This window comes from Streptomyces sp. NPDC042100 (assembly GCF_055582325.1).
In genome coordinates this window covers 131,715-153,264 of the sequence record NZ_JBVJDK010000002.1, presented here as the reverse complement: position 1 = coordinate 153,264, position 21,550 = coordinate 131,715, and the positions used below count along the sequence as shown (strand labels likewise).

15 protein-coding genes and 1 pseudogene are annotated in these 21,550 nt (G+C 75.0%); 7 read left to right on the top strand and 9 right to left on the bottom strand.

The window, feature by feature from the left end; all coding sequences use genetic code 11:
- Positions 1–26: 26 nt before the first annotated feature.
- Positions 27–3,725, top strand: a complete 3,699-nt coding sequence (locus ACZ6J5_RS04905; RefSeq protein ID WP_469388648.1) for a S8 family serine peptidase — start codon at positions 27–29, stop codon at positions 3,723–3,725.
- Between the two features lie 114 nt (positions 3,726–3,839).
- Entirely contained in the window at positions 3,840–4,019 is a 180-nt protein-coding gene (locus ACZ6J5_RS04900; protein WP_469387677.1) for a hypothetical protein, read from the top strand.
- Here the strand turns inward: ACZ6J5_RS04900 and ACZ6J5_RS04895 are convergent.
- The 6 genes and pseudogenes from ACZ6J5_RS04895 to ACZ6J5_RS04870 all read right to left on the bottom strand — a co-directional run bounded on the left by ACZ6J5_RS04895 (position 3,995) and on the right by ACZ6J5_RS04870 (position 11,527).
- Positions 3,995–5,464 (bottom strand): carboxyl transferase domain-containing protein, encoded by a 1,470-nt coding sequence (locus tag ACZ6J5_RS04895; protein WP_469387675.1) that lies wholly within the window; start codon positions 5,462–5,464, stop codon positions 3,995–3,997. The genes ACZ6J5_RS04900 and ACZ6J5_RS04895 overlap by 25 nt on opposite strands.
- Positions 5,457–6,912: pseudogene (locus tag ACZ6J5_RS04890) on the bottom strand (acyl-CoA synthetase). Before ACZ6J5_RS04890 ends, ACZ6J5_RS04895 begins: the two are co-directional and overlap by 8 nt.
- 46 nt (positions 6,913–6,958) lie before the next feature.
- Complete coding sequence (locus ACZ6J5_RS04885) at positions 6,959–8,173, bottom strand: MFS transporter (protein WP_469387673.1); 1,215 nt, start codon at positions 8,171–8,173, stop codon at positions 6,959–6,961.
- A gap of 43 nt (positions 8,174–8,216) precedes the next feature.
- Positions 8,217–9,722, bottom strand: coding sequence for a GAF domain-containing sensor histidine kinase (locus tag ACZ6J5_RS04880; protein ID WP_469387671.1), 1,506 nt, complete (start codon positions 9,720–9,722; stop codon positions 8,217–8,219).
- A gap of 34 nt (positions 9,723–9,756) precedes the next feature.
- Positions 9,757–10,800: a rod shape-determining protein MreB gene (gene mreB, locus ACZ6J5_RS04875; RefSeq protein WP_469387669.1), complete on the bottom strand. Its 1,044-nt coding sequence runs from the start codon at positions 10,798–10,800 to the stop codon at positions 9,757–9,759.
- A gap of 136 nt (positions 10,801–10,936) precedes the next feature.
- Positions 10,937–11,527 (bottom strand): hypothetical protein, encoded by a 591-nt coding sequence (locus ACZ6J5_RS04870; protein WP_469387667.1) that lies wholly within the window; start codon positions 11,525–11,527, stop codon positions 10,937–10,939.
- A 123-nt stretch (positions 11,528–11,650) separates the two neighbouring features.
- On the opposite strand from ACZ6J5_RS04870, the gene ACZ6J5_RS04865 reads away from it, so the two are divergent.
- Positions 11,651–12,493: an SCO2400 family protein gene (locus tag ACZ6J5_RS04865; protein ID WP_469387665.1), complete on the top strand. Its 843-nt coding sequence runs from the start codon at positions 11,651–11,653 to the stop codon at positions 12,491–12,493.
- Positions 12,494–12,511: 18 nt separating this feature from the next.
- Here the strand turns inward: ACZ6J5_RS04865 and ACZ6J5_RS04860 are convergent, their stop codons facing one another.
- Positions 12,512–12,940, bottom strand: coding sequence for a MarR family winged helix-turn-helix transcriptional regulator (locus ACZ6J5_RS04860; protein WP_469387663.1), 429 nt, complete (start codon positions 12,938–12,940; stop codon positions 12,512–12,514).
- A gap of 89 nt (positions 12,941–13,029) precedes the next feature.
- On the opposite strand from ACZ6J5_RS04860, the gene ACZ6J5_RS04855 reads away from it, so the two are divergent.
- The gene (locus ACZ6J5_RS04855) at positions 13,030–14,049 is read left to right on the top strand and encodes an NADP-dependent oxidoreductase (protein ID WP_469387661.1); all 1,020 of its coding nucleotides are present in this window, start codon (positions 13,030–13,032) and stop codon (positions 14,047–14,049) included.
- A 63-nt stretch (positions 14,050–14,112) separates the two neighbouring features.
- Positions 14,113–14,535, top strand: coding sequence for an organic hydroperoxide resistance protein (locus tag ACZ6J5_RS04850; RefSeq protein ID WP_362475026.1), 423 nt, complete (start codon positions 14,113–14,115; stop codon positions 14,533–14,535).
- A 79-nt stretch (positions 14,536–14,614) separates the two neighbouring features.
- On the opposite strand, the gene ACZ6J5_RS04845 is transcribed toward ACZ6J5_RS04850, so the two are convergent.
- Complete coding sequence (locus ACZ6J5_RS04845) at positions 14,615–17,143, bottom strand: M14 family zinc carboxypeptidase (RefSeq protein ID WP_469387659.1); 2,529 nt, start codon at positions 17,141–17,143, stop codon at positions 14,615–14,617.
- 106 nt (positions 17,144–17,249) lie between these two features.
- On the opposite strand from ACZ6J5_RS04845, the gene ACZ6J5_RS04840 reads away from it, so the two are divergent.
- A complete protein-coding gene (locus tag ACZ6J5_RS04840; RefSeq protein WP_469387657.1) occupies positions 17,250–18,047 on the top strand; it encodes an EI24 domain-containing protein in 798 nt (265 codons plus the stop codon).
- A gap of 87 nt (positions 18,048–18,134) precedes the next feature.
- Here ACZ6J5_RS04840 and ACZ6J5_RS04835 read toward each other — a convergent pair whose 3' ends face one another.
- Positions 18,135–19,094: a LysR family transcriptional regulator gene (locus tag ACZ6J5_RS04835; protein WP_469387655.1), complete on the bottom strand. Its 960-nt coding sequence runs from the start codon at positions 19,092–19,094 to the stop codon at positions 18,135–18,137.
- A gap of 158 nt (positions 19,095–19,252) precedes the next feature.
- Between ACZ6J5_RS04835 and ACZ6J5_RS04830 the strand changes: the two genes are divergently transcribed.
- Complete coding sequence (locus tag ACZ6J5_RS04830; RefSeq protein ID WP_469387653.1) at positions 19,253–21,445, top strand: M4 family metallopeptidase; 2,193 nt, start codon at positions 19,253–19,255, stop codon at positions 21,443–21,445.
- The last annotated feature ends 105 nt before the right edge of the window (positions 21,446–21,550 follow it).

The window sequence follows — 21,550 nt, the reverse complement described above, 5'->3', positions numbered from 1 at the left end:
CCCCGGGCGCCGAGGAGTGTGTCGTGATCAGACCTTCCGCCGGAGGGGGGACAGCCGGCCTGCTCGCCGCGGGGCTCTCCCTGCTGCTGCTCACCGTCGGCCAGACCCCCGCCGGGGCGGCGGCGCCCGCCGCCGTGCCGGACACCTTCCGCAGCGCCCCGGCCGACCCGGGCGCCTCCGGCCCCACCGGCTCCGTCACCGTCACCCTCGTCACCGGCGACCGCGTCACCCTCGCCGACGCCGGCGGCGGCCACCGCACCGTCACCGTCGAGCGGCCCCCCGGCGCCACCGGGGCCGTCCGCAGCGAGACCGTCGACGGCAAGGTCACCGTCATACCCGACGAGGCCCGCCCCTACCTGGACTCCGGCGTCCTCGACCGGCGCCTCTTCGACGTCAGCGGCCTCGTCGCGCAGGGCGTCACCGGCCGGACGCCGCTCATCGTCACGTACGGGAACGGCCGCGCCGCCCGAGCGGCAGCCGCCGCCGCCCCGCGCGGCACCGCGACCGTGCGCGCCCTGCCCAGCATCGGCGGCGCCGCCCTCACCGTCACCGAACCGGGCGCCTTCTGGCGCGAGTTCACCGCCACCTCGCCCTCCCGCCGCGCCGCCGCCCCCGCCAAGGTCTGGCTCGACGCCCGGGTCACCGCCGACATGGCCGAGTCCAACGCCCAGATCGGCACCCCGAAGGCATGGGAGGCCGGGCTCACCGGCAAGGGCGTCAAGGTCGCCGTCCTCGACACCGGCGTCGACGCGGGCCACCCCGACCTGGCCGGCCGCCTCGCCGAGACCCGCTCCTTCATCGAGGGCGAGGAGGTCGCCGACCGCAACGGCCACGGCACCCACGTCACCTCCACCGTCGGCGGCAGCGGCGCCGGCTCCGACGGCAAGGAGAAGGGCGTCGCCCCCGGCGCCGCCCTCGCCGTCGGCAAGGTCCTCAGCGACGAGGGCTACGGCAGCGAGTCCCAGATCATCGCCGGCATGGAGTGGGCCGCCCGGGACGTCGACGCCAAGGTCGTGTCCATGAGCCTGGGGTCGCAGGAGCCCAGCGACGGCACCGACCCCATGGCCCAGGCCGTGAACACGCTGTCCGCCGAGACGGGCGCCCTCTTCGTCATCGCCGCGGGCAACTCCGGCGCCCCCGGCTCCATCGGCTCGCCCGGCGCCGCCGACTCCGCGCTCACCATCGGCGCCGTCGACTCCGCCGACGAGGCCGCCTACTTCACCAGCAAGGGCCCGCGCTACGGCGACCAGGGCCTCAAGCCCGACCTGTCCGCGCCCGGCGTCGGCATTCTCGCCGCCCGCTCCCAGCTCCTGCCCGGCAGCGGCCTCTACACCGCCATGAGCGGCACCTCGATGGCGACCCCGCACGTCGCCGGTGTCGCCGCGCTGCTCGCCGAGAAGCACCCCGACTGGACCGGCGCCCAGCTCAAGAACGCCCTCATGTCCAGCTCGAAGACGCTCCCCGACTCCGCCTACGACCTCGGCGCCGGGCGCGTCGACGTCGGCGCCGCGATCGCCTCGGACGTCACCGCCACCGGCTCCGCCGACCTCGGCTTCGTCGCCTGGCCGTACGAGACGCACAAGCCGGTGACCCGGACCGTCACGTACGCCAACGGCTCCGACGCGCCCGTCCGCCTCGACCTGGCCGTCGAGGGGATGCCCGAGGGCAGCGCCGTCCTCGCCGACAGCGCCCTGACCGTCCCGGCCCACGGCACCGCCGCCACCACCGTCACCGGCGACGGCGCCAAGGCCCCCGTCGGCTCCAGCTCCGGCCGGATCACCGCCCGCGCGGCCGGCGCCGTCGTCGCCCACACCGCGCTCGGCCTGGTCAAGGAGGAGGAGCGCTACACCCTCACCGTCCACGTCAAGGACCGCGACGGCGCCCCCGCCGCCGCCCGCCTCGGCGTCCAGCGGCTGACGGCCGGCGAGGACCCCTTCCCGGTCTCCGTCGACGGCTCCGGCACCCTCCGGCTGCGCCTGAAGCCGGGCACGTACTCCGTCGACACCTTCCTCGACGTGCGCGGCTCGCACGGCGCCGACTCCCTCGGCCTCGGCTTCCTCACCGCGCCCGAGACCGTCCTCGACCGCGACCGCGAGATCACCCTCGACGGGCGGCGGCTGCGCGAGATCCGCGCCGAGGTCGACCGGCGCACCGAGACCCGGCAGCTCCTGATGGAGTTCGACCGCCAGGCCAACGGCGTCTCCTACGGCGGCGCCGTCCAGGTCCCCACGACCTACGACTCCGTCTTCGCCGCGCCCACCGCGAAGCCCGCGACCGGCTCCTTCGAGTACCGGACCGTCTGGCGGCTCGGCAAGCCGATGCTGGAGGCGACGGCGGGCGGCACCCGGCTCGCCGAGGCCACCGTCCAGCCCGGCGGCGCCCTCCCCGAGGGCACCCGGCGGCTCAAGGTCGCCGACGCGGGTACCGGCACCCCCGCCGAGTACGCCGGCAAGGACGTGCGCGGCAAGGCCGTCCTGGTCCGCCGCACCGACGGCGCCGACCCCGTCGCGCTCGCCCAGGCCGCCCAGGACGCGGGCGCCGGGGCCCTGTTCGTCACCGACGACGTGCCGGGCCGCCTGATGGCCTGGTTCGGCACCGCCGACTACCAGGACCGGCCGCTCGCCGTCGCCACCGTGAACACCGCCGACGCCGCCCGCCTCGCGCGCGCCGCTGCCCGGGGCACCCGGCTCGACCTCACCGGCACCCGGCTCACCCCGTACACGTACGACCTCTCCGAAGGGCACCCCGGCGCCATCGGGACCGACCTGGTCTTCCGGCCGGGACGCAAGGAACTGGCCACGATCCGCTCGACGTTCCACATGCCGACGGCCCGCCAGGAGACCGGCGGCGAGTTCCGCTACTCGCTCACCGACACCTTCCGGATCGGCTTCGGCTTCAAGGAGCGGATCGACTTCCCCGCCGAGCGCACCGAATACGTCTCCACCGGCACCGGCCAGTACTGGCACGAGTCCGTCGACCTCGGCGACTCCCTGGAACAGCGCGGCGGCCGGTCCGTCTACCGGGGCGGCACCACGAGCGAGCTGGCGTGGTTCAAGCCGGTCTGGCACCCCTGGCTCGGCACCGGGCTCGGCTGGGGCCAGCAGCGCAGCGGCAACGACCTGCGCTTCAACACCCCCGGCTGGGGCGACTCCGGCCCCGACCACACCGGCTTCGGCGACGTGTGGAACGACGACACCATGACCCAGTACACCGAGGTGTACGTGAACGGGGTCCGCGTCGACCGCCGCAAGAGCTCCGGCGCCTACGCCTGGGACGCCCCCGCCGAGGAGGCCGCGTACAAGGTCGTCACCGACACCGCGCTCGACCCGGCGCGCTGGCGGCTCGGCACCCGGGGCCACGCCGAGTGGACCTTCCGGTCCGCCGAGACCCCGGCCGACGAGGTCACCTACCTGCCGCTGATCAACCTCGGCTTCGACCTCGGCACCGACCTCAAGGGCGACGTGCGGGGCGGCGCCCGCGTCCCGGTGAAGATCTCCGCCGCGTACGTGGCGGGCGCCACCGGCACCGGCCGGATCGGCGGCGGCACGCTGGAGGTCTCCTACGACGAGGGGAAGACCTGGAGCAAGGTCCCGCTCGACCGCTCCTGGCGCGGCGAGCTGCGTGTTCCGCGCGCGGCGGGCTCCGTCTCGCTGCGGGCCGGCGCCCACGACGACCGGGGCGGCGCCGTCACCCAGGAGCTCATCCGGGCGGTGGGCGTGAACTAGCGAACGCGCCGCCCGAACGGGTATCCCGCACCCCGGTCAGGGCGCGGGCGCTTGCCGAAGGACTATGCCCCGGCGAGGCTCCGGTCGAGCAACTCCGCTCTTCAGGAGGTTTTCATGCGCAAGTTCATCGCCACGGCCGCTCTGGCCGCCGCCGTCGTCCTCTCGGGTTCGGGCACGGCCTTCGCCCACGGGTACGGCGACGAGGGCGACGGCGACGTCAACGTCGTGACCGTGGTGGACAACACGGTCGTCGTCTGTGGGGACTTCAGCTACTGCGCGGGCGACATCGGCTGACCTGACCCGTCATCCGGCTCGGCGCGGGGCCCCCTCTTCCGGGAGGGGGCCCCGTGCCGTTCCGGGGCCGGGGCCGGGGCCGGGCCCGAGCCCGGGGCGGGGGCGGCCAGGCCCTGGATCACACCCAGTTCCAGCAGGTCCGAGGGGCGCAGCCGCAGGTGCTCCGCCGTCTCCGGGACCCGGTCGGGGCTCCGCTTCAGGATCTGCGCGGCCAGTTCCGGGGCGATGACGGAGAAGTAGGAGCCCGGCGCGGCCCACGTGTTGCCCGGGGCGGCCAGCGCGAGCGCGCCGCCCGAGCCGCCCTCGCCGATCAGCAGCGAGGTCACGGGGGTGCGGGCCTCCGCGATCGCCGTGAACGCCTCCGCGATCGCCGGGCCCGCGCCCGCCCGCTCCGCCGCCGCGTCGTTCGCCGCGCCCGGGGTGTCGATCAGGGTCAGGACCGGGATGCCCAGCCGGCCGGCCAGCCGCACCAGCCTCGCGGCGGTCCGGAAGCCCGCCGGGCGGGTCGCCCCGCCGTTCTGCGCCGCGTACGCCACGACCCGGCCCTCGTGCAGGCCGAAGCCGCACTCCACCCCGGGGTCCGCGCCGCCGGCCCGGTCGCCGCTGATCGTGGCGCGTTCCGTGAAGTACGCGTCCAGGTAGGCGGGTGCGCGCGGCCGGGTCTGGGCGCGGGCCGCCCGCACCGCCTGCCAGCCGGTGGCGGGGTGCGCCGCCGGACCCAGGGCGTGGGGGACCTCCGCCGGCGCCTCGGTGGGTGCCCTCCCCGCCGTCGTCCCCTCCCCGAGGAGGCGGAGCCAGAGGGCGACGGCCGCGCGGAGGTCCTCCGGTCGTACGAGGGCGTCCACGTGGCCGTGGGCGTGCTGGTCCTCCGCCGTGTACGCGGCCGGGTCGGCGTCCGGTGGGCGGACCCGGGAGCCCGCGAAGGCCACCTGCGCGGCGGGCAGGGCCAGGACCACGTCGGCGCCCGCCCCCACGGTGGCCCAGCCGCCGCCGGTCGAGGGGTCGCGCAGCACCGTCACATGGGCCACACCCGCCGCGCGCAGCCGCGCCGCCGCCGCGGCGATCCGCTGGAGCTGGGTGAGGGCGATCATGCCCTCCTGCATCCGGCTGCCGCCCGTCGCCACCAGGGAGAGCAGGGGCAGGCGGAGGCGGGCGGCCGTGTCGTAGGCGGCCACGAGGCGGTCGCCCGCCGCACGGCCGAGCGAGCCGCCGAGGAAGCCGAATTCGAAGACCGCCAGGACGCAGGGCCGGCCGCCGACGGTCGCCCTGCCGTACGCCACGGACTCGTCCGCGCCGGTGCGTTCGGCGGCGCGGGCCCGGGAGGCGTCGTAGCCGGTCCAGCCGAGGGGGCCGTCGGGCGGCAGGCCGGCGGACGGTGCCGGGGCCGGTGCGAAGGAGTCGGCGACCAGGGCGACGGCCTCGCGGGCGGTGAGCCGGTCAGCCATCGAGGGCCTCCGGGAGCGCCTTCTTGAGGACCTTGCCGAGGTCGTTGCGGGGCAGGGCGGTCAGGTAGCGGACCTCGCGCGGGCGCTTGTGGGGGGCCAGCAGTGCCGTCACGTGGGCGGCCAGCTCCTCGGGCCCGGGCGGCCGGGCGGGGTCGGCGGGGACCACCCAGGCCACGATCCGCTCGCCGAGGTCGGGGTCGGGCGCGCCGGTGACGGCCGCCTCGCGCACCCCGGGGTGGTCGAGCAGGGCGTTCTCGATCTCGCCCGCCCCGATCTTGTAGCCGCCGCTCTTGATGAGGTCGGTGGCCTTGCGGCCGACGATCCGGACGTGGCCGTCGGCGTCCCGGACCGCCATGTCCCCGGTCCGGAACCAGCCGTCCTCGGTGAACGCCGCCCCGGTCGCGTCGGGGCGGCCGAGGTAGGCCGTGAAGAGGTTCGGGCCCCTCACCTGGATCTCGCCCACCGTCTCGGTGGGGGTCGGGAGGGGGGTGCCGTCCTCGTCCACCAGGCGCAGTTCGACGCCGTGCAGGGGGACTCCCACCGAGCCCGGGCGCGGGGGCCCGGCCAGGGGGACCGAGGTGTTCATCAGGGTCTCCGTCATGCCGTAGCGCTCGATCACCGTGCGGCCGGTCGCGGCGGTGATCCGCTCGTGGTCGCGCACGGGCAGCGCCGCCGAGCCGGAGACCAGCAGCCGGGCGCCGGCGAGGGCCTTGGCGAGCGCCGGGTCGTGGGGGAGGGCCTCGGCCAGCCGGTGGTACATGGTGGGGACGCCGAACAGCATCGTGCCCCCGCCGGCGCCGAGTTCCCGGGCGACGCCCTCGGGGGAGAAGGCGCCCAGGTGGCGGACCTCGCCGCCGCGGCGCAGCGGGCCGAGGACGCCGAGGACCAGGCCGTGCACGTGGAACAGCGGCAGGGCGTGCACGAGCACGTCGTCGGCGGTCCAGCGCCAGGCGTCCGCGAGGGCGTCCAGGGAGGCGGCGATCGCGCGGCGGGAGAGGACCACGCCCTTGGGCGGGCCGGTGGTGCCGGAGGTGTAGACGATCAGGGCGGGGGATTCGGGGGTGCCGGGTGCTTCCTCGGCGCGGCGGCGGCCGTGGGCGCGGATGTCCACGTCGATCCGGGCGAGGCCCGCGGTCTCGCGGGGCAGGGTGTCGGCCGCGGCGGTGAGCACGGCCGCCGGGCGGCTGTCGTTGAGGATGTGGTGCAGCTCCGCCGAGCCGGTCCGGGGGTTGAGGGGGACGGCGGGCACTCCGGCGAGCAGGCAGGCGACGACGGCGACGGCGGTCTCCGGGGTGGGCGTGGCCCAGACGGCGTACCGGCCGGGGCCGGTCAGCCGGGTCGCCAGGGCGCCCGCGGCGCGGGCCAGTTCCGTGTACGTCAGGGTCTCGGCCGAACCGCAGGGCGGTTCGGCCGAGGGCGGCCCCCAGGGCCGGGAACAGGGCGCTCATGGGGGCATTCTGCCCACGTGTCAGGGGCGGCGCGCTGCGACCTTGCTCACCTCGGGGCCGGGTCCCCCTCGGGCCGGACGTTCCGCATCCGGCCGTACGCGTAGACGCAGCCCGCGAGGGCGAGGTCGGACAGCAGCATGAAGCCGATCGAGTACGAGCCCTTGGCGCTGTAGATGGCGCCCATGACGAGCGGGGGCACGAAGCCGCCCAGGCCGCCCATCGCGCCGACGATGCCCGTGACGCTGCCCACCTGGGCCTGCGGGGTGACCTGGGAGACCAGGGCGAAGACGGAGCCGCTCGCGGTGCCGAGCCCGGCGGCCATCAGGAGCAGGGCGGTGGTGCCGCCGGGGTTCAGCGGCGGGTCGAAGGCCTGGACGATCGCCAGGAGGGCGACCACGGCCAGCGCGGCGGAGGTCACCAGGGCGGGGTGGACGCGGTCCGAGAGCCAGCCGCCGATGGGGCGGAAGACGACGGTGACCAGGGCGAATCCGGCTGCCTTGGTGCCCGCGTCGGTGGGGTCGAGCTCGTACCAGGTCTTCAGGTAGGTCGGGAGGTAGACGCCGAACGCGACGATGCCGCCGAAGCCGATCGCGTACAGCGCGGACAGCTCCCAGGTGACCCGCAGCCGGCCCGCCTGGCCGAGGCGGTGGGCGAGGGAGGCGGCGGGGACGGGGCGGTCGGGGCGGTCGGTGATGAGCAGGGCGGCGAGCACGGCGTACGCGGCGAGGGCGACGGCGACGACGAGGAAGGGGAGGTTCTCGCCGTGCTTCGCGATCCTCGGGGTGAAGTAGCCGGACAGGGCCACGCCGCCCATGCCCATGCCGAAGACCCCGAGGGCGAAGCCCCGCTTGGCGGGCGGGAACCAGGAGTTGACCAGCGGGATGCCGATGGCGAACGTGGTGCCGCCGATGCCGAGCAGGAAGCCGACGACCAGCATCAGGGCGTACGAGTCCTTGACGACGGTCAGCAGCAGTACGGGCACGATGGTGAGCGCCGAGGCGAGCGGGAACATCTTCCGCGCGCCGTACCGGTCGGTGAGCGCGCCCGCGGGGATCCGGCCGAGCGAGCCGACCAGGACGGGCACGGCGACGAGCAGCGACTGCTCGAAGGAGCTCAGCGAGAGCCGGTCCCCGTACCAGCTCGCGAGCGGGGCGATCAGGTCCCAGGCCCAGAAGGTGAGCGTGAAGCCGATGGTCGCCAGGGCGAGGTTGCGGTAGGCGGCCACGGGGATCTTCGCTTCGGTGTCCACGTCCCCAGTCAAGGGCGGGAGGCGCGCCGGTGCGCGCCGGGTTGCGCCGGACGGGTCAGGGCCACTCCGTGGCGGCGGCCGGGGTGCCGTCGTCCTCGACGCGCAGCCGCAGCCCGTCCTCGCCCGCCGACACCTCGACGGTCACGGAGCCGACGCCGGGGCGGCGGTGCGCGGCGGCGAGCGCCCCGCGCAGGGCGCCGAGCAGCCGGCCGGCGGAGGCGTCGTCGGCGAGGGTGTCGACCGCGCCGGAGAAGTGCACGGAGGGCTGGAAGCCGAGCAGGGCCGCCGCCCCGCCGGTCTCCCGCAGCACCCGGCCCCGGAAGGAGGTCGGGGCGTCCGCCGGGGGCTGCTGGAGGGCGAAGATCGTGGTGCGGACCTCCTGGATCGTGGCGTCCAGCTCGTCCACGGCCCGCTCCAGCAGGGTGTCCTCGTCAGAGGAGCCCTCGGTTCTGCGGCGGGTGGACTCCAGCATCATCTCGGTGGCGAACAGGCGCTGGACGACCAGGTCGTGCAGGTCGCGGGCGATCCGGTCGCGGTCCTCGTAGACGGCGAGCCGCTCCCGGTCGTGCTGCGCGTCGGCGAGCACCAGGGCGAGGGCCGCGTGGGAGGCGAACTGGGCGGCGAGCAGCCGGTCCACCGCCGTGTACGGGGCGTCGCCGCGGCGCCGGGGCAGGGCGAGGGTGCCGATGAGCTTCCCGCCGCTCTGCAACGGCAGCATCATCGAGGGCCCGAAGCGGCTGCGGACGTGGGTGGTCATCCGGGGGTCGCTGGCCGAGTCCTCGATGAAGACCGGCTCGCCGCCGAGGAGCTGGACCAGGACGGGGGAGCCGGGGGCGATCGCGGTGCCGACGAGGTCTCCGGGGTCGTCGGGGGTGGAGGCGGCGACGATCTCCATGCCGCCCTCCTCGGTGGGCTGGAGGACCACGCCGGCGGAGGCGCCGGCGAGCAGCCTGGCCCGTTCGGCGACGGTCATCAGGGCGTCCTCGGCGGGCTCCTCGGTGAGCAGCGCCGTGGTGACGGCGGCGGCGCCCTCGATCCACCGCTCGCGCTGCCGGGCGGTCTCGTACAGGCGGGCGTTGCCGATGGCGATGCCCGCCTGGGAGGCGAGGACGCGCAGCAGGGTGCGGTCCTCCTCGGTGAAGGAGCCCGCGCGCCCGCCGGTGAGGCGGAGATGGCCGAAAACCTCGGTGTGCACCCGGATGGGCACGTCGAGGACGTCGCCGTCGCCGTCGCGGGCGTCGCCGTCGCCGTCGCCGTCGCGGGCGTCGCCGTCGCCGTGCCCGTCCGGGTGCTCGGAGGGGGCCGGGTCGCTCCCGGCGCCGGAGGTGTACGTGTCGGTGACGGTCCCGCGCTCGGGGTCCAGGACCCCGAGCGTCCCGGAGCGGGCGCCGGCCAGCCGGGTCGCGGTCTCCAGGAGGTGCTGGAGGGTGTTCCGCAGGTCGAGCTCGCTGCCGACGCCGAGGACCGCTTCGAGCAGCACGGGGAGCCCGGGGACCGGGGAGGCGTCGGGCCCGCCGGGGCTCGGCTGCGGCCCGGCACCGCTCTCGTCCATGATCGACATGGGGTCATTGTCGTACAAAACACCCTGCCTGCGGCTATTCGCTTTCGGTCAGCGGGTCGAGTACCAGTGGCTGGATCTTCCCCTCCAGCATCGCACCCAGGCCCAGCACGGCGCAGACGTCGGGCCGCTCCGCGATGTGCACGGGCATTCCGGTGGCCTCGCGCAGCATCTGGTCGAGCCCCGGGAGCAGGGCGCTGCCGCCGACCATCATGATGCCCCGGTCCGCGAGGTCGGCCACCAGGTCCGGCGGGCAGTCGCGGAGCACCTTGCCGATGCCGTCCAGGACGGCGGTCAGCGGGGTCTGGATGGCCTCCCGCACGGCGGCGGTGTCGACGGTCACCGACCGGGCCAGTCCGGTGGCCACGTCCCGGCCGTGGATCTCGGTGTACGTCGGGCCCTGGAGCGTCAGGCCGTTGCCGTGCAGGGCGACCTGGAGCGGGCGCACCGACTGGCTCGGCAGCATCAGCTCGTGCTGGTGGCGCAGGTGCTGGATGATCGCGTGGTCGATGGCCTCGCCGCCGACCGGGACCCGCTCGGCGGTGACGATGGCACCGAGCGAGAGCACCGCGACCTGGGTGGTGGCCGCCCCGCACACCATGATCATGGTGGCGGTGGGCTGCTCCACCGGGAGCCCGCAGCCCACGGCCGCCGCGATCAGCGTGTCCACCAGCTCGACCCGTCGGGCGCCGAGCCCGACCAGGGTCTCCACGGCGGCGCGCTGGGCGAGCGGGTCGCTGTCGTGCGGGGTGCAGGCGGCGGCGCGCAGCCGGGGCTTGCGGCGGAGCTGGCGGCGCAGCTTGTCGCCCAGCAGGTGACGGAGCATCCGCTGGGCCATCTCGATGTCCACGACGGTGCCGCCGGAGACCGGGCGGACCACCCGGATGTAGTCCGGGGTGCGGCCGGTCATCTTCTCGGCGAGCGCGCCGACGGCGATCAGCGCGCCGGTGCGGGTGTTGACGGCGGCGACGGACGGTTCGTCGACGACGAGTCCGGCGCCCTTGACGAAGACCCGGGTGCGGGCTGCCCCCAGGTCGACGGCGACATGGCAGCGGCGCAGCTGCTCAAGGCTGACGGTCACGGCGTTCCTCCGGAGTGCGGTGCTGGCACGGGCGAGGCGGTGCGCGGAGCGCGGTCCTGTTGGCATCGTGCTGCCGCCCCGGCCCGGGCGCGCGTTGTGCTGCGCCGCCCGGGGGTGCCGCCTCGCTGACGGAGGGTCAGGCTCGGGTCAGCGCTTCGCGGGGTGTCGTGGGCGGCAGCCGCTGGAGCAGCCCCCAGGCGAACTCGGCCGAGCACGCCGAGCCGTCGGGCAGCGTCAGGCCCAGCCGGGTCAGCGCGGGGGAGGGCTGCTCGTGGACCCGGGCGCCCGGGAACGCCGCGTACACCTCGTCCACCGTGCACCGCCACGGCAGCAGGTCGGCCGCCGTGCGCAGTTCGGGTACGGGGGAGCCCGGCGCCCTGGTCAGGGTCCGGGACCAGACGGCGCGGCCGGGGCCGGCGCGGACCGTGAAGCGGAGCTCCGGCCAGAGCGGCACCGGCCACACCCAGGACTCGTGCCCGGCGGGCAGGCCCGGGACCGGCCGCCGGGCCTCCGGGGTGCCCAGGGCGGCGCGGTAGCGGTCGAGTTCACCCGGCCCGAAGGGGGCGTGCGCCCGCGCCTGCCAGCGCTTGTTCGCCTCGCGCATCGCGGTGCGGGTGGCGCCCAGCGCGCGCAGCGCGTCCTCGACGAGCTCCGGCTGGTGGTCGGCCATCCGGCGGAGCAGGACGAGCTGGAACTCGTCCGGCCCAAAGGGGGCGGCAGGGGTCATGCGGCCATCCTGCCCGAAGCGGGAGATTCGCGACGGCACGCCGTCGACCTGCGGTTTCCCTCACAGGATCCTCACTTCCCCGGCTATCTGCCGGGCGGACGGGCCGCATAGCCTGCGGGCGCCATGGACTACTGCCACTCGTGCCGAAGGCATCTCAACGGCGCTCTGGCCTGTGCCGGCTGCGGGACCCCCGCCGAGGAGCTGCGGCACCGCGCCCCCCGCCCGGCCGCCGCCCCCGAGCCGCCGCCCCCGCCCCCGCCCGCCGGGGCGGAGTTCGGCGCCGCGTACGAGCTCGGCCCGCTGGAGCCGCCGCGCCCCGCGCTGGGGCGCGCCGCCGCCCGCCGGGGTGCGCGCGGCGCGGGCCGGAGCGGACGCCGGGCGCGGGCCCGGCGCGGGCGGGCGGTCCTGCTCGGCACCCTCGGCCTGGTGCTCGCGGCCGGGGCGCTGAGCGCGGCGCGGCTGGCCCTGGAACCGGACGCGGGCGGCCCGGCCACCGCCGTCCAGGAGGCGGACGGCGTCGAGGCGCCCCTGGACCCCGAGCAGCCGGCGCCCTCGGAGAGCGCCGCGTCCCCCGACGGCCCCGAAGATCCCGACGCGGCCGGGAACACCGGGCCCCCGGCCCCGACGTCCACCGGCCGCGCCTCGCGCGGCTCGGACGCCACCAGAGCGGGCACGGGCTCCGGCTCCGGTGCGGGGGATACGGGGGATACGGGGGGTACGGGAGGTACGGGAGGTGTGACGGGCTCCGGCGACGGCTCCGGCGCCTCGCCGCGGGCCACCGGTGCCTCCCCGCGCGCGACCGGCGCACCCGCGGGGACGCCCACCGGGGCGCCCTCGGGCACCGCCACGCCCACGGCGAGCGGCCCGGCCCCGACGGCCCCGACGGCGACGCCGTCGAGCGGCATGCCCGCCCCGGCCCCGAGCCCGACACCGACGTGCACCCGCTTCCTGTGGTGGTGCGTGTAGCCGTGGCGTCCGGTGCGGCTAGACCGTGCCGAGCATCCGCTTCAGCAGGTCGCGCAGGAGGGTGCGCTCGGTCTCGGTGAGCTCGCCGAGCGGCTCGCGGGCGAAGCGCAGCGAGTCGCGCAGCCGGCGGGCGACCTCGCGGCCCTCCTCGGTGGGGGCGGCGACCTTGACGCGGCGGTCGGCCGGGTCGGGGCGGCGCTCGGCGAGGCCGCGGGCCTCCAGCCGGTCGATGATCCCCGTCACGTTCGACGGCTCGCACTTCAGCTTCTCGGCGATCTTCCGCATCGGCGTCGGCTCCAGGGAGAGCAGGCCGAGGACGCGGGCCTGCGCGCCGGTGAGGGCGTGCTGGGCGGCGGCCTCCTCGTACTCGTCGTGGTAGCGCGCCACGACGGTGCCGATGAGCTCCACGACTTCCAGCGTCAGGGGGTCCGTGCGTGTGGTGGGCATGGCCGCATCGTACTCCGATACTTGACAACATGAAATATTGAGGCGCATGGTTGTTTCAGTTCATGAAGGATTCTTAGGAGGCTCCGCCGATGTCCGCACTGCCCGCGTCCAGCCGTGAGTGGCACCTCGTCTCCCGTCCGCACGGCTGGCCCGTGCCCGCGGACTTCGCGCTGCGCGAGACCCCGGTCGCCGAGCCCGCCGAGGGCCGCGTCCTCGTGCGCAACCTGCACTTCTCCGTCGACCCGTACATGCGCGGCCGGATGAACGACACCAAGTCGTACATCCCCCCGTTCCAGCTGGACCGCCCCATGGACGGCGGCGCGGTCGGCGAGGTCGTCGCGTCGAACGCGGAGGGCTTCGCGGTCGGCGACCACGTGCTGCACGGCCTCGGCTGGCGCGAGTACGCGGAGGTGCCCGCCCAGCACGCCACCAAGGTCGACCCGGAGCTCGCCCCGCTCTCCACCTACCTCGGCGTCCTCGGCATGCCGGGCCTCACCGCCTACGCCGGCCTCTTCGAGGTGGCCTCCTTCAAGGAGGGCGACGCCGTCTTCGTCTCCGGCGCCGCCGGTGCCGTCGGCAGCCAGGTCGGCCAGATGGCGAAGCTCAAGGGCGCCTCCCGGGTCATCGGCTCGGCCGGCTCCGACGAGAAGGTCACGTGGCTCGTGGAGGAGCTCGGCTTCGACGCCGCCTTCAACTACAAGAACGGCCCGGTCGCCGAGCAGCTCCGCGCCGCCGCCCCGGACGGCATCGACGTCTACTTCGACAACGTCGGCGGCGACCACCTCGAAGCCGCGATCTCCTCGCTCAACGTGCACGGCCGCGCCACCCTCTGCGGCATGATCGCGCAGTACAACGACACCGAGCCGACCCCGGGCCCGCGCAACATGGCCATGATCATCGGCAAGCGGCTGCGCCTCCAGGGCATCCTGGTCGGCGACCACTACGGCCTCCAGCAGCGGTTCGTCCAGGAGGTCGGCGGCTGGCTGCGCTCCGGCGAGCTGACGTACGGCGAGACCGCCGTCCAGGGCATCGAGAACGGCGTGGACGCCTTCCTCGGTCTGCTGCGCGGCGAGAACACCGGAAAGATGATCGTCTCGGCGACCCGTTAGTCTTCCCTCAGCCGTCGCGATCGTGGGCGCGAGTCGCGGCGAACGAAGAAGGAAGACATCCGCATGTCCATCCAGCACTCCGACGTCCTCTACACCGCCGTCGCCACCGCCGAGAACGGCCGCGACGGCCGGGTCTCCACCGACGACGGGCAGCTCGACGTCGTCGTGAACCCGCCGAAGGCCATGGGCGGCTCCGGCGCCGGCACCAACCCCGAGCAGCTCTTCGCCGCCGGGTACAGCGCCTGCTTCCAGGGCGCCCTGGGTGTCGTCGCGCGCAACGAGAACGCCGACGTCTCCGGCTCGACGGTCACCGCCGAGGTCGGCATCGGCAAGAACGACGAGGGCTTCGGCATCATCGTGAAGATCTCGGCGACCATTCCGAACGTGGACGCCGAGACCGCCAAGAGCCTGATCGAGAAGGCCCACCAGGTCTGCCCGTACTCCAAGGCCACCCGCGGCAACATCACCGTGGAGCTCGCGGTCTGATCACGGGATACCGTAGAAGGGGGCCGCACCCCGACCGACCGAGGTGCGGCCCTCCTTCACGTGTGCCCGCGCCCGCCCGTCAGCGGGCCAGCAGAGCCCGTCCCACCAGGGCGAACGAGCCCTTCGGGTGGTCCCGGAACAGCGGCTCCGTGCCGATCAGCGCCACCGGGGCGCCGTACCCGGCCCGCCCGCTCACCGCCGCGGCCCGCCCGGCCGCGTCCGCCGGACCGCCCGTGCCGTCCGCCGAGGCCCGCCAGTGGCCCGCGACCAGCGGCGCGACCGGCGCGTACGTCAGCTCCGCCCGCACCCCCGCCCCGAGCCCGGTGAACCACAGCGGCCCGTAGACGAAGGCGTGCCCCGGGGCGCCCGAGGCCAGCGGGGAGTCCGCCGCCCGCACCCGCACCACCCCGTTGGCGTCCTCGTTGCCCGCGACGGCCGTGACCCGCAGCAGCCCCGCCGCCGCGTTGAAGGCGGCGCCGCCCGCCCCGACCGCGACCACGCCCGCGCCGCCCGCCCGCAGCGCGCTCCGCGCCGCCGGGGACAGCTCCGCCCAGTCCAGGCCCCGCGAGACGTACAGCACGTCTCCGGGCTCCCAGCGGAAGCCCGCGTTCAGCCGTTCGGCCGACACCGGGACCACCTCGAAGCCCATCTCCCGCAGCGCGAACAGCTCGCCCGACGCCGCCGAGGCCACCACCCGGGCGCGGACCAGCGGCGCCGTGCCCCGCTCCTTCGCGGCCCCGAACACCACCCCGTACCGCTCCGCGAGCTCCCGGGCCGCCTGCCGCGCCGAGCCCGGCACGACCGCCGCCCCGTGCTCCGTGCGGCGCACCGCGACCCCGCGCGCCAGCAGCGCGTTCAGCGCCGCCAGCTCCTTCGGGTCGTCCAGCCGCAGCAGCAGGTCGCCGCGCGGGGCGACCGAGCCGGTCGGCGCCGCCGTGTGGACCGTGCGCACCACGGCCGGCACCGGGCCGCGCTCCACCGTCCGCACCGTCGCGCCCCACAGCCGGCCCAGGCTCCAGCCCGAGATGTCGTACATCGTCGACACGTCGGCGCTGATGTCCCGGCCGTCCGCCAGGATCACGTTCGCGATGCCCCGCTTCGGCTGCCGCAGGTCCACCACGTACGAGCCGTCCTTCGCCTGCCCCACCCGCACGTCGTTGGCGAGCAGGTGGTCCACCAGCCGCGCCGCCGCGACCGCCGACCTCTGCGAGCGGCCCGCCGGGATCACGTACGCGCGCGGGAACGTGGTCGTGTACACGTCCTCCGGGCCGATCCCCGGCACCCCGGGCACCGTCTCCGGCGACACCGGCCGCTGCGGCTCGCCCGCCGCGCCCCGCCGGAAGGTCTCGATCTGGTCCGCGAGGACCGAGGCGCGGTGCGCGTCGGTGTAGTCGAGGGTGGCCCGCATCGCCGCGCCCGCGACCGCCGTGTTGATCGCCGAGCGGCGGCGCAGCTCGGCCACCGGCAGCGTGTCGTACTCCTCGTTGTTCACCGCCATCGGGAACTCGACGGTGTGCGCGGCGACCGCGCCCTGGAACGGCATGTACTGCGGGGTGAAGATCGGCGGCCAGTCGTCCCAGCCCTCGGGCATGTCCCGGAACGGGATGACGGCGGGTTCGACGCCGTCCTTCGCCGGGGTGTAGCCGAGCCCGTTGACGGCCTTCTCCATGCCGAGCGCGTTGGCGTAGGAGTTCTTCAGGAACAGGTCGTACTCGTAGTTCTCGCCGTGCGGCGGGGTGGTCGGCTCGATCAGGGTGCCGTTGACGTAGCCGTGCAGGTCCAGCATGACGGCCGGCTGCTTGTCGATGGCGATCCGGCGGATCGCCCGCGCCTCCGGCTGGGAGGCGGTGACGAAGTCGCGGTTGAGGTCGAAGCCGTTGGCGTTGGCGCGGGTGCCCGCGATCCGGCCGTCCGGGTTGGCCGTCACGTTCAGGTAGATCCGGGTCCGGGCGAGCAGCCCGGCGGTCTTGCGGTCGGTGGCGCGGGCCAGCTCCTCGATGAGCTTCAGGGCCGCGTCCGTGCCCTCCCACTCGTTGCCGTGGATGTTGTTGTTGATGAGGACCGGCGTCTTGTACGCGGCCTTGATCCGGGGGTCCTTCGCGGCCGAGGCGGGCGCGTTCTCGATGCGCTCGCGCATCCGCTCCTGCTCGCGGCTCTGCCCGGCGGACTCCGGCGCGGTGACGGTGACCAGGTACAGCTCGTGCCCGCCGGCCGAGCGCCCGGCGACCTCGACGCTGACCCGGTCGCCCAGCCGCTGGAGGGCGTTGAGGCGCGGCGCGAGCGCGTGGTACGGGGCGAGGCCCAGCTTCAGGGACCTGTCGGCCGGGTCGGCGGGCGGCACGGTCAGGGCGGTGCGCCGGGGATAGCCCGCGCCGGGGCGGGGCGCGGCGGCCGGGTCGGCGGCCGGGTCCGCCGCCCGGTCGAGGACGCCGAGCGCCCGGGGCAGCGGGGAGGCGGCGGTGTCGTCGGTCCCGCCGCCCTCCCGTACGGGATGGGGCCGGGGGCCCGGCGGGCCCGGCGGCGCGGCGCTCGCCGGGAGCGCGGTCAGGACCAGCGCCCCGAGCGCGGCGCAGGTCGTGGCGATCAGAACGGAACGGGGTCGTGCCATGCGTGCGAACCTCCGTGATGGTCCGATGATCATTACGGAGGGGTCTACCGTCTCAACTCGGGAACAACAAGAGGGCGTCCGGTCGACCGCCGTTAGGGTGACCACCATGCGCGATTTCGGGGTGGGTTTCGGTTACCTGGTGCAAGGTCAGAAGTGGGTGGGCCGGCACGGGCGGTGGTTCGGCTTCGGGCTGCTGCCGGGACTGGTGACCTTCGTCCTCTACGTGGGGGCGCTCATCGGCCTCTTCTACGGCGCCGACGACCTGACGGCCTGGGCCACCCCCTTCGCCGACGACTGGAGCTCGCCCTGGCAGGGCGTGCTGCGCGGCAGCCTCACCTTCCTGGTCTTCGCCCTCGGGCTCTTCCTCGCGGTGATCACCTTCACCGCCGTCACGCTCCTGGTCGGGCAGCCCTTCTACGAGTCGCTGTCCGAGGAGGTCGACCGCAGCCAGGGCGGCGACGTGCCCGAGTCGGGGCTGCCGCTCTGGAAGGACCTGTGGATCTCGGCCCGCGACAGCCTGCGGGTCCTGTTCCGGGTCGCGCTGTACGGCGTGCTGCTCTTCGCCGCCGGTTTCATCCCGGTGGCCGGCCAGACCGTCGTCCCGGCGATCGGCTTCTGCGTCTCGGGCTTCTTCCTCGCCGAGGAGCTGACCGCGGTCGCGCTCCAGCGCCGGGGCGTCGAGCTCAAGGAGCGGCTGGGCCTGCTGCGGGGCCGCCGGATGGCCGCGATCGGCTTCGGGCTGCCGCTCACCCTCGCCTTCCTCGTCCCCTTCGTGGCCGTGCTGCTGATGCCGGGCGCGGTCGCGGGGGCGACCCTGATGGCCCGCGAGCTCAACGGGGAGGCGGAGGCCGCCGAGGCGGGCGCGGGTGCCGGGGCGGGGGCGGGCGCCCCTTCCGGAGCCTGAGCGCCGGGCTCCCGTACGCCGGGCTCCCATACGCCCAGCGCCCGTACGCCCAGCCCCCCCGTACGTCCCGCCCCGCTCCCGTACCCCTCAGTCCAGCACCGGGTGCAGTTCCGGGCGGGAGTCCCACCAGGCCCGGTGGAAGTCGTTGGCGGGGACGTTCGCCAGATAGGCGCGGCCCGCCGCCCGGTACAGCAGCCCGGCCCGCCGCTCGGAGACCGCCGCCCGGTTCCAGGCGAGCCGGATGCGGCCCGTGATCGGGTCGCCCGCCAGCGGGCGCAGCACGGTCCCCTCGGCGGGCGGTGCCGTGGGCTGGCTCACCGAGATCGCCCGGCCGCCCGCGATCAGGTCGTAGTGCATCTTGCGGTCGGCGATCCGGTAGCGCAGCGTCGGCGTGAACCCGGCCTTGCGGCAGGCGGCGACCAGCGCCTCCGGGCCGCCGTCGTCGTCCTCCACCAGCGTCATCCAGGTCTCGCCCGCGAGCTCCGCGAGCTCCACCCGCTCCCGCGCGGCCAGCGGGTGGGCCGCCGACATGCGCACGCAGAACGGCTCCTTGGGGATCAGGGTGCGGGCCGCGGTGCCCTCCGGCAGCGGCACCTCGTGGTCGTTGCACTCCCCGTAGACGATGGCGTCGTACTGCCCGGCGCCGAGCATCCGGGTGAGCGTGGTCACCGAGTGCTCGATGCTGACCGCGATCTCCTGGCCCGCCAGCTCCCGGTCCAGCTCCCCGAGCAGCCGGTCCACCAGCACCAGCAGGATGCAGCCGAGCCGCAGCGTCGGGTGCGGCTCGGCGGCGCGGGCGCCGGCCGCGAGGGCGTCCATCTCGCCGAGCACCCGGCGCGCCTTGGCCAGCACGAACTCGCCGAGCGGGGTGGGGTCCACGCCGTGCCGCCCGCGCACGAACAGCTCACCGCCGGTGGCCCGTTCGATCCGGCGCAACTGCGCGGACAGCGCGGGCTGGGAGACCCCGAGGCGGGCCGCCGCGCGCCCCAGACTGCCCGTCTCCGCTATCCGGCAGACCGCTTCGAGATGCCTCAACTCCAGCTGCATTTCAGCAGCGTACGCAGCGGGTGAGGGTCGGCGGCAGGGTTCGGCGGGTCCGGACCATAACGCGCGTCTTATGTCCGGTGGGATGTCCCCGACTTGCCATGTCCACGCACATACTCGGGCGTCCCACCGTCTCCCCCCCCACCCTGATCGGAGCAGACGTGCACCCCACCAGACTCTCGGCTGCCGTCGCGGCGCTCGCCCTGACGGCGAGCCTCGCGGGCACCCTCGCGGGCACCGCATCCGCCGCGGCGCCCGCACCGCGGCCCGTACCGCCGGGGCACGGCAAGTCCCTCGCGCTGGCCGCCGCCGACCAGGCCGCCGACAGCGGGCTCGACGGACTGCGCCACGGAGTGGACGAGGAGCTCGTCCGCACCGCCGTCACCCCCTGGAGCGGCGGCCTGTACTACGCCACCTACCAGCGCACCTACAAGGGCCTGCCGGTGGCCGGCGGCGACGCCGTGGTCCTCTCCGACAGCGCGGGCAAGGTCCGCGACGTCACCTCCGCGCCCGCCCCGGCGATCCGGCTCTCCACCAAGGCCACCGTGAGCTCCGCCGCCGCACTGGCCACCGCCCGCGGGCAGCTCGCCTCGGTCGAGAGCGCGAGCACCCCGGAGCTGACCGTGCTCCTCAAGGGGAACAAGCCGGTCCTCACCTGGCACACCCTGGTCGTCGGCCGCACCGCCAAGGACCTGCCGAGCTCGCTGGACACCTACGTCGACGCCCGCACCGGCGCCGTCGCCCGCGCCACCGACAAGATCCTGCACGCCGACGGGCGCGGCTACCACAACGGCAACGTCACCATCGACACCGCCGCGGGCTCCATGACCGACACCAGCCGAGGCTCCTTCAAGTGCGGCGGCCAGAACGGCAGCGCCTACACCGGCTCCTCGCCCTGGGGCAACGGCTCCGCCAACGACCTGGTGACCGCCTGCGTCGACATCATGTACGCGGCCCAGCGCGAGTCCGACATGCTCAAGCAGTGGTTCGGCTACAACGGCCAGAACGGGCAGGGCGGCATGGTCCCGGCCCGCGCCGGGCTGAGCGAGGTCAACGCCTACTACGACGGCACCAAGACCACGTACGGGCGCAACCAGAACGGCACGATGCAGCTCACCGGCATCGACGTGGTGGCCCACGAGTACGGTCACGAGATCTTCGACCGGACCCCCGGCAGCTCCGGCTCGTCCAACGAGAACGGCGGCATGAACGAGTCCACCGGGGACATATTCGGCGCGCTCACCGAGCACTTCGCCAACAACCCGAACGACACCCCCGACTACACGGTCGGCGAGAAGCTGAACTTCCTCGGCGACAACAAGCCGATCCGCTACATGTACAACCCCTCGCTCGCCAACAACGACCCCAACTGCTACACCCAGTTGAGCTCGGGCACCGAGGTGCACGCGGCGGCCGGTCCGCAGAACCACTGGTTCTACCTGCTCGCCGAGGGCTCCAACCCGGGCGGCGGCAAGCCCTCCAGCCCCATCTGTTCCGGCGGCCCCTCCTCGGTGACCGGCATCGGCATCCAGAAGGCCGGCAAGATCTTCATGGGCGCGCTGCTGATGAAGACCTCGTCCTGGAACCACCTCGCCGCCCGCAAGGCGACCCTCTCCAGCGCCAAGAACACCTACGGCAGCGCCGAGTGCAACGCGGTGAAGGCGGCCTGGAACGCGATCGGCGTCCCGGCCCAGTCCGGTGAGACCGACTGCGGCGGCACCACCACCCCGGACTTCTCGCTGGCCCTGAACCCGGCCGCCGGCTCGGTCCAGCCCGGCGCCTCGGTCACCTCCACGGTGAACACGAGCACCACCGGCGGCAGCGCGCAGACCGTGCAGCTCTCCGCGAGCGGCGCCCCGAGCGGCACCACCGTCTCCTTCAGCCCGTCCTCGGTGACCTCGGGCGGCTCCTCGACGATGACCGTGCAGACCGGGGCGGGCACGCCCAACGGCACGTACGCGATCACCGTCACCGGCACCGGCTCGGCCACCCACACGGTGACCTACCAGCTGACCGTCGGCTCCGGCAACCCGCAGCCCGGCGGCTGCGACAACGCCGAGTACACCTACCAGGGCACCCTCGCCTCCGGCCAGGCCCAGGCCCAGCCGAACGGCTCGTACTACTACTCGGCCACCTCCGGCACCCACACCGGCTGCCTGCGCGGCCCGGCCGGCGCGGACTTCGACCTCTACCTCCAGAAGTGGAACGGCTCCGCCTGGGCCGACGTCGCGGTCGGCGGCACGGAGAGCGCCGACGAGGACATCACCTACAACGGCACCGCGGGCTACTACCGCTATGTCGTCCACGCCTACAGCGGCTCCGGCGCGTACACGCTGGGTCTGAGCGCCCCGTAAACCGGGGTCGGGGCGCCGTCGCGGACCGGGGGTTCCGCGGCCGGCGCCCCGAGCCGGACGGCCGGTGGTCCCGCACCGGTCGTCCGGCGTTTCCGCTTGCCGGTC